This is a genomic window from Psychrosphaera aquimarina (genome assembly GCF_032461525.1).
GTDB classification, from domain to species: Bacteria; Pseudomonadota; Gammaproteobacteria; order Enterobacterales; family Alteromonadaceae; genus Psychrosphaera; species Psychrosphaera aquimarina.
In genome coordinates this window covers 155,980-169,035 of record NZ_JAWCUA010000010.1, presented here as the reverse complement: position 1 = coordinate 169,035, position 13,056 = coordinate 155,980, and the positions used below count along the sequence as shown (strand labels likewise).

Annotated in this window: 13 protein-coding genes; 9 read left to right on the top strand and 4 right to left on the bottom strand. The window is 38.4% G+C overall.

The features are described 5' to 3' along the window. Positions 1-218: 218 nt before the first annotated feature. Positions 219-1,625 carry a glutamate--ammonia ligase gene (gene glnA, locus RT723_RS12665; protein WP_315947438.1) on the bottom strand — a complete coding sequence of 469 codons (1,407 nt, stop codon included), beginning with the start codon at positions 1,623-1,625 and terminating at the stop codon, positions 219-221. Between the two features lie 249 nt (positions 1,626-1,874). Continuing rightward, positions 1,875-2,777 carry a phosphoribulokinase gene (locus RT723_RS12660; RefSeq protein WP_216056334.1) on the bottom strand — a complete coding sequence of 301 codons (903 nt, stop codon included), beginning with the start codon at positions 2,775-2,777 and terminating at the stop codon, positions 1,875-1,877. A gap of 248 nt (positions 2,778-3,025) precedes the next feature. Here RT723_RS12660 and RT723_RS12655 point away from each other — a divergent pair, with 248 nt between their 5' ends. From RT723_RS12655 to RT723_RS12645, 3 genes are read left to right on the top strand one after another with little or no spacing between them, the layout of a single operon-like run. Continuing rightward, positions 3,026-3,436, top strand: coding sequence for an MAPEG family protein (locus RT723_RS12655; protein WP_315947437.1), 411 nt, complete (start codon positions 3,026-3,028; stop codon positions 3,434-3,436). Positions 3,437-3,455: 19 nt separating this feature from the next. Continuing rightward, positions 3,456-4,202 carry a DUF481 domain-containing protein gene (locus RT723_RS12650; RefSeq protein WP_315947435.1) on the top strand — a complete coding sequence of 249 codons (747 nt, stop codon included), beginning with the start codon at positions 3,456-3,458 and terminating at the stop codon, positions 4,200-4,202. Position 4,203: 1 nt separating this feature from the next. Further along, positions 4,204-5,091 (top strand): DMT family transporter, encoded by an 888-nt coding sequence (locus tag RT723_RS12645; RefSeq protein WP_315947434.1) that lies wholly within the window; start codon positions 4,204-4,206, stop codon positions 5,089-5,091. Between the two features lie 83 nt (positions 5,092-5,174). Here RT723_RS12645 and purD read toward each other — a convergent pair whose 3' ends face one another. Beyond that, complete coding sequence (purD, locus tag RT723_RS12640; RefSeq protein ID WP_315947433.1) at positions 5,175-6,461, bottom strand: phosphoribosylamine--glycine ligase; 1,287 nt, start codon at positions 6,459-6,461, stop codon at positions 5,175-5,177. A gap of 127 nt (positions 6,462-6,588) precedes the next feature. After that, positions 6,589-8,016 (bottom strand): hypothetical protein, encoded by a 1,428-nt coding sequence (locus tag RT723_RS12635; RefSeq protein WP_315947432.1) that lies wholly within the window; start codon positions 8,014-8,016, stop codon positions 6,589-6,591. 238 nt (positions 8,017-8,254) lie between these two features. On the opposite strand from RT723_RS12635, the gene RT723_RS12630 reads away from it, so the two are divergent. From RT723_RS12630 to trmH, 6 genes are all read left to right on the top strand, one after another. Further along, positions 8,255-8,596, top strand: a complete 342-nt coding sequence (locus RT723_RS12630; RefSeq protein ID WP_216056340.1) for a hypothetical protein — start codon at positions 8,255-8,257, stop codon at positions 8,594-8,596. Positions 8,597-8,658: 62 nt separating this feature from the next. Next, complete coding sequence (gene gmk / locus RT723_RS12625; RefSeq protein WP_315947431.1) at positions 8,659-9,273, top strand: guanylate kinase; 615 nt, start codon at positions 8,659-8,661, stop codon at positions 9,271-9,273. Positions 9,274-9,389: 116 nt separating this feature from the next. After that, the gene (rpoZ, locus tag RT723_RS12620) at positions 9,390-9,662 is read left to right on the top strand and encodes a DNA-directed RNA polymerase subunit omega (protein ID WP_216056342.1); all 273 of its coding nucleotides are present in this window, start codon (positions 9,390-9,392) and stop codon (positions 9,660-9,662) included. 107 nt (positions 9,663-9,769) lie between these two features. Next, positions 9,770-11,860 (top strand): bifunctional GTP diphosphokinase/guanosine-3',5'-bis pyrophosphate 3'-pyrophosphohydrolase, encoded by a 2,091-nt coding sequence (spoT, locus tag RT723_RS12615; RefSeq protein ID WP_216056343.1) that lies wholly within the window; start codon positions 9,770-9,772, stop codon positions 11,858-11,860. A gap of 15 nt (positions 11,861-11,875) precedes the next feature. Beyond that, complete coding sequence (locus RT723_RS12610; RefSeq protein WP_216056344.1) at positions 11,876-12,265, top strand: RidA family protein; 390 nt, start codon at positions 11,876-11,878, stop codon at positions 12,263-12,265. Positions 12,266-12,272: 7 nt separating this feature from the next. Next, positions 12,273-13,046 carry a tRNA (guanosine(18)-2'-O)-methyltransferase TrmH gene (gene trmH / locus RT723_RS12605; protein WP_315947429.1) on the top strand — a complete coding sequence of 258 codons (774 nt, stop codon included), beginning with the start codon at positions 12,273-12,275 and terminating at the stop codon, positions 13,044-13,046. The last annotated feature ends 10 nt before the right edge of the window (positions 13,047-13,056 follow it).

The following is a 13,056-nucleotide window of genomic DNA, read 5'->3' as shown; positions in this document are numbered from 1 at the left end:
TTATCCGTATCGCTTTAAGCACCAAAATAGTGCACCTACATTTAGTTTAAACCCTATTGGCCAAAACAACAAAAGTATTACGCTCTAAATTGGGGCAAATACACGTCTATTTTTCGTGTTTATTCATTATCTGTATTATTGCAATTTACTTGCCCAAACATTGAAACTAAGGCAAAAAAAACCTGCAATTTTTGCAGGTTTTTCAAAGACTTTACAAATTATACGCTGTAGTACATTTCGAACTCAACAGGGTGAGTTGTCATGTTTAATTTCTCTACATCTTGCGCTTTAAGAGCAATGTATGCATCGATAGTATCATCGTTAAATACACCACCAGCTTTTAAGAATTCACGGTCTTCGCTTAATGCAGCTAAAGCTTCTTCTAATGAAGATGCAACTTGTGGAATTTGTGCCGCTTCTTCCGCAGGAAGGTCGTACAAATCTTTATCCATCGCATCACCAGGGTGGATCTTGTTTTTGATACCGTCTAGGCCAGCCATTAACATAGCAGTGTATGCTAGGTAAGGATTACCACTTGGGTCAGGGAAACGTACTTCAATACGACGTGCTTTAGGCGACGGTACTACTGGAATACGGATAGACGCTGAACGGTTACGTGCAGAGTAAGCAAGCATTACTGGTGCTTCAAATCCTGGTACTAAACGTTTGTACGAGTTAGTAGAAGCATTTGCAAACGCGTTAATTGCTTTAGCGTGCTTGATGATACCACCAATGTAATAAAGTGCAGTTTCAGAAAGACCGCCATACTTGTCACCAGCAAATAGGTTTTCACCGTTTTTAACTAGAGACTGATGCACGTGCATACCAGAACCGTTATCACCAACTAATGGCTTAGGCATAAACGTAGCTGTTTTACCGTATAAGTGAGCCATGTTGTGAACAACATATTTATAAATTTGAGTTTCGTCAGCTTTTAATACAAGCGTGTTAAAACGACATGCGATTTCGTTTTGACCTGCAGTAGCAACTTCATGGTGATGTGCTTCAACAACTAAGCCCATTTCTTCCATTACTAAACAAGTAGCTGAACGCCAATCGTTAGATGAATCTACTGGAGAAACTGGGAAGTAACCGCCTTTAACACCAGGACGGTGACCCATGTTTCCACCTTCATAATCTTTATCAGAGTTCCATGCAGCTTCAACAGAATCTACAGAGTACATAGAACCACTCATGTCTGATTTGTATTTAACATCATCAAACAAGAAGAACTCTGGCTCTGGACCAATTAATACTTCATCAGCAAAACCTTCAGCACGCATATATGCTTCAGCACGTTTTGCAACAGAACGTGGGTCACGCTCATAACCTTGCATTGTGCCAGGTTCTAATACGTCACAACGTACATTTAAAGTTGTTTCTTCTGAGAACGGGTCTAATACAACAGAATCTGCATCAGGCATTAAAACCATGTCAGATTCGTTAATTCCTTTCCAACCAGCGATTGATGAACCATCAAACATTTTTCCATCTTCGAAGAAATCTTCGTCTACTTGATGTGATGGAATAGTAACGTGCTGCTCTTTACCTTTAGTATCAGTGAAACGTAAGTCGATAAATTTAACTTCGCTTTCTTTGATTAGGTCTAAAACCGTTTGAGACATTGTTTTCTCCAGAAGTTGATATGTAGTTTTTTACCATTATAAAATGGTTTGTTTTATATTACGTAATAAATAGCCAAATACATGCCAACTTTAAATCATTAATAAAAACATAAGGTTAACATTTTAATTAGTATATTTACTCTTTATTTTGCACCAAAGTGAAGCGTGGTGCGCACCAGTATGATCCATAGTTCAACACTGGACTATTTTAAGCCCAAATAAAAGCGTAAAACCGTTAAAAACAACCTGCTATTCTTTATTATCTATCCAATCTAACTGCCCTATTAATTTTCTACGTTTCACAATTAAGTTTTCAATTAAAGGGGTAAGGATAAGCTCTAACGCCAATCCCATCTTGCCGCCTGGGACAACAAAGGTATTTATACGGGACATAAAAGAACCATCAATCATTTGTAATAAATATGGGAAATCCACATTAGGAATGTCACGAAAACGAATAACTACAAAACTTTCATCTAATGAAGGGATATCTTTTGCACTAAAAGGGTTAGAAGTATCTACCGTTGGTACTCGCTGAAAGTTTATGTGGGTACGGGAAAACTGAGGCGTTATATGCGTTATATAATCATCCATGCTGCGTACGATACTGCTCATCACCGCTTCTCTGCTGTGCCCACGTTGATTAGTATCGCGAATGATCTTCTGAATCCATTCCAAGTTTACAATGGGAACCATGCCAATCAATAAATCAACATATTGCGCAACGTTATGTTCATCCGTAACCGCACCGCCATGTAAACCTTCATAGAATAAGCAGTCGGTATTAGCTCTAAGTTCTTGCCAAGGTGTAAATGTGCCGGGCATTTGATTAAAAGGTACGGCTTCATCAAATGAGTGTAAGTATTTACGAACATTACCAGAGCCTGTTTCTGAGTAACTTTTAAATAGCGACTCTAATGCGCCAAAGTCATTTGCTTCAGAGCCAAAATAAGAAATATGTTTTCCTTGTTCTTGGGCTTTACGAATTTCCATATCCATTTCTGCTCGAGCATAACGGTGAAAACTATCCCCTTCTAAGATTGCAGAATCCACATTCAAATTACGAAATATATGAGTAATGGCATTAGTTGTTGTGGTTGTTCCGGCACCTGAAGAACCAGTTACTGCAATAATAGGGTGTTTAACAGACATAACGTATTTTCTTATTGTTAGGAGCTAATGTTATAAATCGAGTAATGTTATAAAGCGAATAACCAAACAGGTCAAGTTTAGACCGGTCCAAGTAACTGACGTGAACAATATACTCAATATCAAAGATCGTTATAGTAGCAATTTATTTTGATCCCCATCATTTATCTGCTTATTTATATACAAGTTAATAATTATCACTTAGTTTATCCTCTCTCAAATCGCCACTTCACATACAAGGTATCAACAAAATGAATGAACTTAACTGGCTAATTTACTGCTTAATCATTGCAGCAGTATTACCTTATGTTGCCAAAGCACCTCTGGCTCAAGCCATGAGAAAACAAGGGGAAGGCAAGTTATCAGGTTATGATAATGAACTGCCAAGAGAACAACAAAAGAAACTCACAGGCTTTGGTGCTCGCTGCCTGGCCGCTCACGAAAATTCCTTTGAAGCACTTATATTATTCTCAGCATCTGTGTTATTAGTCATCGCGACTAATCACATTAATCGCTTTACCGTGATATTATCTGTGCTGTTTATCGCTTGTCGTATTGCCTATTTAATCTGTTACTGGGTTAACTGGGATAAATTACGCAGTACGGTTTGGGCGATAGGTATCATTTCAAATTTAACAATGATGTTTCATTGTTTGCAGTAATAGGAAAAACGTTATTCATATGATCAGATTATCTACATTTTTTGTCTTACTTTTACTTACCATTACATTTACCGTTCACGCGATAGATGAAACGGAATCCATCAGACAACGTTCACAAAACAAACCCAACTTTACCAACTTGTCCATTGACCTTTCTGGTAAAAAAGGCAACTCAGAAACTGAAAATGTCGAATTGGGTATTTATCACTCCGAACGTTTTGAACAACACTTTGGTTACATCATGGCCACCAGAGAGTATTCAAAAAGTAATGGCCAAAAAAATGCGGATAATTCATTTATTCATATACGTTACAACTACTACATTTCTGACAACGAAGCCGTGGAAGTGTTTGCTCAAACCAATGTAGATGATTTTAAATCTCTGGAATCACGAAAGTTAATTGGTCTGGCTTACCGAAAAGAAGTAAACAGTACATCTTCTTTTGGTGTGGGCATATTTAACGAACATGAAGAGTATTTAGTTAATAACGAAACACTTTCATTTATCCAAAATAGAATGAATGTCTATTGGGTTGTTAGCAAAAAATTAAACGAGTTAGTTACCTTGTCTAATACCATCTATTATCAGCCTAATATAGAAAGTCTGAATGATTGGCGCGCTTATAACAAGTTATCAATCAGTTCTAAATTAACGGACAATATTTCAATGAAATTTGGCCTACAAGTTGAACATGACAGTAAACCGGTTTTAAACGTAGAAGCAACCGACGTGAGTTACCAAGCTGGATTTGAAATAGAGTTCTAATATGGCTTATTTATTAGCGATTACTTTATTATGGGCGTTTTCATTTAGCTTAATTGGTGTGTATTTAGCAGGTCAAGTCGACCCTTGGTTTTCGGTATTATTACGTATCATATTGGCGACGTTGGTATTTCTACCTTTCACTAAATTTAAAGGTATTGAAACCGCTTTAAAGCTTAAGTTAATGGCTATTGGTGCTGTTCAACTAGGATTGATGTATGTGTTTTATTACCATTCATTTATCTATTTAACGGTTCCAGAAGTGCTGCTATTCACCATATTAACGCCTATATACATTACCCTGTTAAACGACTTACTCGACCATCGTTTTAATTCTAAGTTCTTTATTTCTGCGCTGTTAGCTGTAGCTGGTGCGTTTGCAATCCGGTTTGAAAATATCAGTTCGGATTTTGTTATTGGTTTACTGCTCGTTCAAGCGGCTAACTTATGTTTTGCCACCGGACAGGTGACTTATAAACGTTTGATTACCAACTTGGATAGTCAGAGCGCAACCGAAAATAAAGAGCAAGCATCACACTTCAAACAACATCAAGTATTTGGTTGGTTTTTTATTGGGGCATCCATTGTCGCTAGTTTATGTTATTTACTGTTCGGCGATAGCAATAAACTGCCAACCACGTCCGTTCAATGGAGTGTATTAATTTACCTTGGTATTGTGGCTTCTGGCATTGGTTATTTTATCTGGAACAAAGGTGCAACGTTAGTCGACGTTGGTACTTTGGCCGTAATGAATAACTTATTAATACCTGCGGGCATCATTGTTAATCTACTTATTTGGAATAAAGAAGCTGATATCATGCGATTAATGCTAGGTGGTGGCGTTATTGTTTTAGCATTATTTTTCAGCCGAACTAAACGTACAGTGATATAGCCACAAATAAAAAATTAAGCTCTAGATGCAAAAAAGGATGAAGTTAGCTTCATCCTTTTTTGTTTAATAACTTGGTTTAGTTATTAGCTGTTTTGTTCTCTCACGATTGCGCGGTAAGCAATATCAGTACGGTATTCAACATTATTCCATTTAATCTGATTAACGGCTGCATAAGCGGCTTGTTGCGCTTCAGTTACCGTTGCTCCCATTGCCGTGGCACATAATACACGGCCACCAGCAGTCACCACTTTACCGTCTACCAATTTGGTTCCAGCATGGAATGTTTTAGAAGACTCAGTAGTAGCAGGAATTCCTGTAATTTCATCACCTTTTGCATAACTACCAGGATAACCACCAGCAGCCAATACCACTCCAACAGATGGTCTTGGATCAAAACTGATAGTAGATGAATCTAATTTACCTGCACACGCATCCAAACATAATTCAACTAAATCAGACTGCAAACGTAGCATTATAGGCTGTGTTTCTGGATCACCAAAACGACAGTTATATTCAATCACTTTAGGTGTGCCGTCAGCGTCTATCATTAAGCCCGCATACAAAAAGCCTTTATATGAATTACCTTCTGCAGCCATACCATTAACGGTTGGATAAATCACTTCATCCATAATACGCTGGTGAATTTCAGGCGTAACCACTGGTGCTGGAGAATAGGCCCCCATGCCCCCTGTGTTTGGACCTTCATCGTTATTATAAGCACGTTTATGATCTTGGCTAGTTGCCATGGATAACACGTTTTTGCCATCAACCATAACAATGAAACTGGCTTCTTCACCCGTTAAAAACTCTTCAATAACCACGCGAGAACCCGCTTCACCAAAGGCGTTACCGGCCAACATATCTTCAATCGCGTCAGTGGCTTCTTTATTGGTCATAGCCACAATAACGCCTTTGCCAGCTGCGAGGCCATCGGCTTTAATCACAATTGGCGCGCCAATTTCTTCAACATAAGCAACGGCTTTATCAATTTCGGTAAACGTTTGATAAGCACCTGTTGGGATTTTATGACGAGCTAAAAAGTCTTTAGTGAATGATTTAGACCCTTCCAGTTGTGCTGCACCTTTACTAGGACCAAAAATAGTTAGACCTAACGCTTCAAACGTATCAACCACACCTTCAACCAAAGGTACTTCAGGACCAACTATGGTTAAACCTATGTTATTAGTTTGAGCAAATTTAGCTAAGCCATCTATATCTTCAGCTGCAATATCAACATTTTGTAATTTTGCTTCGTGGGCTGTACCCGCATTTCCAGGGGCTACAAAAACAGTTTCAACATTAGCGCTTTGTGCTGCCTTCCATGCCAAAGCATGTTCACGACCGCCACCACCAATAACAAGTACTTTCATTGTTTGATCTCGCGTATTAATTTAATAAAGGATGGATAAAAATTGGCGGCGATATTAACACAGCAAACACCTATGGTTAAACAACTATGATTAAACAACCAACCGAATTTGCTGAATTTTTAGTTAATTAATAGATCACAAGCTCAGGCTCAACACCTTCGAACCCAGTCATCACCTCTCCCACATTCGCGTTTATAAACGTTGGGTCAGCAATCGTATATCTAACATCATTAATTAAAAATGAACTACCGGTCGTTTTTGATTTTAATGCAACCGCCGTTGCGACATGCCCATCGTATTGAAGACCAACGACTTTATTGCCCATTAAATGGGTAACCAAATAAGCAAAAAGTACCGACCTGTCTTCGCAATCGGCGTAAGGATAATGCAAGGTCTCCCCAGCAAATAAGTAGTTTTCATAATTAAATTGTTGTTGGTCTGTCTGGTATTGCAGGCTAGTTTGAACAAAGTGTAATAAGAAGTTTGCCGCTTCTAATTCTGATAGACCGGCAATCTGTTGTTTGAGCTGGCTTAACAAACTAACTTTGGTTTGTTCTGGGAGTTCGGCTTGAAAATAATATTGCATCGAAACTTGTGGGTAAAAGTTTAAAAAATCAATGTAACTCGAATTATAAGGTGCCGTCACCGAAACTGATTGATTACCTATCTTAGTGGTTAACACTCTGGTTTTGTCACTTTTACCAAGTATAGGCGCAACTCGCATGTCAATTTTCACCGACTTTTTAGCCGACGAATATTGTTGTTCGTAGGTATAAACACTGCCAATATTTATCGGACGTGTTTTCGAAAAATCCACAAAATAATACTTCTGATCATCAAAGGTAAAAAACTTTTGAGCAAAAAGCGGCTGTGCAGCGTTCAGCAATAAATAAATTTCATTTTTATCAAACGCCACTCTGGCATCAAATCCTTGTTTAACCAAGTAGAACCAAGTGAGTAACTGACGTTGGTTTTGAGTTAACCGGGCTTGTGTAGTTAAATATTGATGGGTTAATAAGGCATTCCCCCAATCATCAAGTTTTAAATCATGGCTGGCTTGTTCGATAGCAGATAGTGCAGGTTTAAAATCCGAACTTGCCATGGTTAGCCATAATTCAGAGATCACACCACTGCTAAGTTTCGTTATATTCAAATTAGGTAAAGTGATTTTAGGCATAATCAAGGTTTGCCCTAACAACGTCACCTCACTGATTTGGCTTTCAGAGCCGTTATCGTCCTCAACATAATAAAAAGGTGGTTTCACTTTAACATCTGGTACCTTATCTTTAGGTAAAGGAAACTCTGCGACATCAGACCTATCTTGTTCAGGTTTCGTCTCAGGCGCTTGAATGTCAGGCAAGACTATTTCAACAGGTGTTTTATCTTCAATGGGTTTTGGCTGTTTGCTGGGAGTTTGCTGAGGTTTAGGATTTATATCTCGTTGTTTGCCCGCCATAACATCGGTTTCTATCCATCGCGATTTTAAAAACGAGGCAAAATCTTTATCGTATTGCTCTATGAAATGAGAAACATCCTTCTTATGCTTTTTTTCCACTTTTCAAATTCAGTGATATTGAGGTTATTAGCAAAGGAATGCGAGATAGACAATAGACCAAAACTTAAAACGCTAACTATGAATAAACCAGTCTTCATTACACTTCCATCAGATATTTTTATTAAAAGTACTTCGACTCTGTTGCCTTTATATACTAGATTAGACCTTTATATAATGCCTAATAGCAAATTACGTTACTTAAGTTAGTACGTTTAACATAACAGCGCAGGACTTTAATATGCTCAAATATCTCATCCAACTCTTCATAGTTTACGCATTACTACAGTATGTTTTCAAAATTGATATCAATAAAATGGTGGCACCTTATTTAGGTCCGGTTACAGAATTAATAGATAATAATGATTTGAGTTTAGAAGACCTAAGTCAAAATTTATTGGATGGTGACATGTCTTCACTATTAGAAGGTGCCGACTTAGAACAGTTACAAGGCATGTTAAATCAGGACGACCTACAAGAAATGTTAGCAGATAAAAATATCAGTGCAGAAGATGCTCAAGAAAAAATAGAGCAAATGAAAGCGCAACTTCAAGAAAAACTAGACATGTTAAAAGGTCAATAATATCGCCCGCATTTTATGGTAAACTGCGCTCCAATTCTTAAACCAGAACTTATTAGTGAGTTATGAAAGGTAATTTATTTGTTGTTTCCTCTCCAAGTGGAGCGGGAAAATCTAGTTTGATCAGTGCCTTATTAGCCAAACATACCGATATGAAAGTATCTGTATCTCATACTACCCGAGCGCCTAGACCGGGTGAGATTGATGGCCAGCACTATCATTTCACAGACGTAGATTCATTTAAGGAACGCATTCAAAAGAATGAATTTTATGAATGGGCAGAAGTGTTTGGCAATTATTATGGTACGTCTAAATCGGCTATTAATGACCAGCTAGAACAAGGTATCGATGTTTTTTTAGATATAGACTGGCAAGGCGCACAACAAATGCGTAAATTGGTGCCCAATTTAATTACCTTATTTATTTTACCGCCGTCCAGACAAGAATTAGAAAGCCGTTTAAATAAACGCGGTCAAGATTCTCAAGAGGTCATTGCCGGTAGAATGGCACAAGCCCAGAGCGAAATGTCGCATTACAAAGAGTACGATTTTGTCATGATCAATGACGATTTTGAGCAAACCTTGTCTCATTTTGAACAAATTGTACTGGCTCATCGTTTAAAAACGGCAAATCAACAAAGTAAATTTGCTGACTTAATAAACGAACTGTTGGCGAATTGATTACCTTAGTGTAATATTACGCCCCTTAAATTTTTAATTTATTCAATTTTGTTTTTGTATTTTGCAAATAACAAAATTTCACCACCGAAAGTGGTTTATGTAACTGGAGATTGTAAATGGCTCGCGTAACTGTAGAAGACGCTGTTGAGAAAGTAGGAAATCGTTTCGATTTAATTTTAGTTGCTGCCCGTCGTGCGCGTCAATTAGCAACACAAGGCAAAGAGCCTCTAGTTGATGCTGGTTTAGACAAGCCAACAGTAACCGCATTACGTGAAATTGAAGCTGGTTTAATTACAAACGATGTAATGGACTTGCAAGATAACGAAGCTGAGACAGTTCGTCAGTCTGAAGAAATGGCAGCGGTTGCTGCAATCGTAACAAACGAATAATTCAGTAAAAAATCTTCTAGCCAACGCATCTCTTGCGTTGGCTTTCTTTTCTAAAAATCGTATAGTCTAACCAATCCCTTTTAGTTCTCCGTCTAGTTTGAGTTTCTGTGTATTTATTTGAAGGTTTAAAACAACAAATTTGTAGTTACTTGCCAGAGCAACAAGTAGCCATAGTTCAACGCGCCTACGTCGTAGCCCGTGACGCCCATGAAGGCCAAATGCGTTCTAGTGGCGATCCCTATATTACTCACCCTGTTGCGGTGACTGTATTACTTGCAAATATGCGCCTTGATCATGAAACATTGGCTGCGGCATTAATGCATGATGTTATTGAAGATACCCCCGTAACCAAAGAAGAATTGGCAGAAGAGTTTGGCGAAACCATCGCAGACTTAGTTGAAGGTGTATCAAAACTAGACAAACTTAAATTTAAAGACCAAAAAGAATTTAAAGCCGAAAATTTCCGTAAAATGGTTATGGCAATGACTCAAGACATTCGAGTCATATTGATTAAACTTGCCGACCGTACACATAATATGCGCACACTTGGCGCATTGCGTCCTGATAAAAAACGCAGAATAGCAAAAGAAACATTAGAGATTTACGCGCCTATTGCTAATCGACTTGGTATTCACGAATTTAAAAATGAATTGGAAAACCTTGGTTTCCAAGCCTTATATCCTATGCGTTCACGTGCATTAGGTAATGCGGTTAAACAAGCCAGAGGCAATCGTAAAGAGATCATCCAAAACATTAAATCGGAAATATTAACTCGTTTAGAAGAAGTTTGCATTCCTGCCGATGTTGAAGGTAGAGAAAAACACTTATTTAGCATTTACCGAAAAATGCTTAATAAAGAGCTAATGTTCAACGAAGTTATGGACATTTATGCATTTAGGATCATCGTTGACGACATAGATACTTGTTATCGAATGATCGGCATCATGCATAACTTATATAAGCCGATTGAAACCCGTTTTAAAGACTATATTGCCATTCCGAAGTCCAATGGTTATCAATCATTGCATACGTCCCTAATTGGTCCCCACGGTATTCCAATTGAAATCCAAATTAGAACCAACGACATGGATCAGCTTGCTGACCGAGGTGTTGCTGCGCATTGGGCCTATAAAGGCACCGACACAAAAGCAGGAAATACAGCAAGACAACGTGCTAGACAGTGGATGCAAACCTTGTTGGAATTACAGCAAAGCGCCGGTTCATCGTTTGAGTTTATTGAAAATGTAAAAACCGACATGTTCCCTGAGGAAATTTACGTGTTTACCCCAGACGGTAAAATCCATGAGTTACCTATGGGCGCAACACCTGTCGATTTTGCTTATACCGTACATACCGATGTCGGTAATACCTGTGTTGGCGCTAAAGTAGACCGCAAACCACATCCGTTAAGTAAAGCATTAGACTCAGGTCAAACCGTAGAGATCATTACATCACCAAACGTGAAACCAAATGCAAACTGGTTAAACTTTGTAGTTACCGCCAAAGCACGTTTAGGCATTAGAAATTATCTTAAACATCAACGCACCAATGAAGCCGTATCTTTAGGCCGTCGTTTGTTAACTTCGGCGCTTGGCGAAACCAGCATTGATGATATTTCTTTAGATACTTTAGACAAAGTACTGACTGAATTTAACACCAAAACTTTAGATGACTTATATCGTGAAATTGGTTTAGGTCATTTGATGGGATTAACGGTGCGTAACCGTTTATTAAATAGTGGTCTTGAGAATGATACTGGCGACCATACCCCTATTGCGGGTGCGGAAGGTATGTTAGTTACTTACAGTAAATGTTGTTTCCCAGTGTTAGGGGATGAAATTGTTGCGCATATCTCACAAGGTAAAGGATTAACAATTCACCGTGAAGACTGCCCTAACTGTCGTCATTGGGAAAAAGAAACCGCCAAATATTTTAAAGTAAAATGGGATGAAAACTCTGACAGAGAGTATATTGCATCACTTAAAATTGAACTAATAAATCACCAAGGTGCACTTGCAAAAGTAACCAACTTAATTGCCAAAGCTCACTCCAATGTTGAGCATTTAAACACTGAAGAAAAAGAATCAAACTTATACGTTATTTCAGCCGATGTGACGGTAAAAGACCGCATACATTTAGCAAGGGTAATCAAAAAATTAAGAACCTTACCTGATGTTCAACGTATTAGTAGAAAATAAATAGGATTAAACAACATGACTAGAATTGTAATTTCGACTGAAAACGCACCAGCTGCCATTGGTACTTATAACCAAGCGATAAAAACCGGCACTACGGTTTATTTATCAGGCCAGATCCCGTTAATTCCAGAAACCATGGAGATCATCTCTGAAGATTTCACGGAACAAGCGGAACAAGTATTCAAAAACTTAGCAGCTGTATGTGATGCAGCCGGTGGTTCATTAGCCAATGCAGTAAAACTAAACATCTTCTTAACTGACTTAGGTAACTTTGCAAAAGTAAATGAGATCATGGCCAAATATGTGTCTGAACCATACCCAGCAAGAGCAGCTGTACAAGTTTCAGCGTTACCAAAAGGTGTACAAATTGAAATTGATGGCGTATTAGAATTATCAGACGTTTAATACTCTTATGACACCAGAACGCTTCCAACGTATCACCGACCTGCTCAATAAACGCCAACCTGATTTAACGGTGTGTATGGAGCAGGTGCACAAAACTCATAATTTATCAGCCATTATTCGCACGGCTGATGCTATCGGCATTCATAATATCCACGCAATTTATACAACCGAAAGTCGTTGGTTATCGGGCGGCCGCGCATCCGGTAGTCAAAAGTGGGTAAAAGTAGTCGAGCAACCAGATACTCAAACCGCCATTACCGAGTTTAAACAACAAGGTATGCAGGTACTAGCCACAAACTTATCTGACCGTGCCGTTGATTTTCGTGAAATAGATTACACCAAACCCACCGCCTTAATATTAGGGCAAGAGCGAGATGGTATTTCTGAAACCGCATTAGAGATGGCAGATCATCATGTGGTTGTGCCTATGTACGGCATGGTTGAATCCCTAAACGTAAGTGTTGCTGGTGCATTAATTATGTATGAAGCGCAACGTCAACGTTTAGCAGCTGGATTATACGATAGCCCAAAAATAAGCGAAGAAATTAGACATCAAATGTTATTTGAAGGGGGCCATCCCATATACGCCGAATTATGCGTAAGAACAAAAACGCCTTATCCCCCTTTGGATGAGTTTGGTCAAATCGCAGCAGATCGCAGTTGGTATCAAGCAATAAAAGACAAATTCAATAAATTACCTGCTGATTCAAAATCACGCAGAGTTGATTTCACTCATACCAATCAACAATTTGAATTAAACCCTAATTCTTTTGCCGATTAGCCAAATTAAG

What these genes read in the sequence shown, in the direction of transcription:
- gmk (WP_315947431.1), top strand. Translation starts at nt 8,659, where the DNA reads ATGAAAGGTAATTTATTTGTTGTTTCCTCTCCAAGTGGAGCGGGAAAA.
- RT723_RS12610 (WP_216056344.1), top strand. Translation starts at nt 11,876, where the DNA reads ATGACTAGAATTGTAATTTCGACTGAAAACGCACCAGCTGCCATTGGT.
- purD (WP_315947433.1), bottom strand. Translation starts at nt 6,461, where the DNA reads ATGAAAGTACTTGTTATTGGTGGTGGCGGTCGTGAACATGCTTTGGCA.
- RT723_RS12645 (WP_315947434.1), top strand. Translation starts at nt 4,204, where the DNA reads ATGGCTTATTTATTAGCGATTACTTTATTATGGGCGTTTTCATTTAGC.
- RT723_RS12630 (WP_216056340.1), top strand. Translation starts at nt 8,255, where the DNA reads ATGCTCAAATATCTCATCCAACTCTTCATAGTTTACGCATTACTACAG.
- trmH (WP_315947429.1), top strand. Translation starts at nt 12,273, where the DNA reads ATGACACCAGAACGCTTCCAACGTATCACCGACCTGCTCAATAAACGC.
- RT723_RS12655 (WP_315947437.1), top strand. Translation starts at nt 3,026, where the DNA reads ATGAATGAACTTAACTGGCTAATTTACTGCTTAATCATTGCAGCAGTA.
- glnA (WP_315947438.1), bottom strand. Translation starts at nt 1,625, where the DNA reads ATGTCTCAAACGGTTTTAGACCTAATCAAAGAAAGCGAAGTTAAATTT.
- rpoZ (WP_216056342.1), top strand. Translation starts at nt 9,390, where the DNA reads ATGGCTCGCGTAACTGTAGAAGACGCTGTTGAGAAAGTAGGAAATCGT.
- RT723_RS12660 (WP_216056334.1), bottom strand. Translation starts at nt 2,777, where the DNA reads ATGTCTGTTAAACACCCTATTATTGCAGTAACTGGTTCTTCAGGTGCC.
- RT723_RS12650 (WP_315947435.1), top strand. Translation starts at nt 3,456, where the DNA reads ATGATCAGATTATCTACATTTTTTGTCTTACTTTTACTTACCATTACA.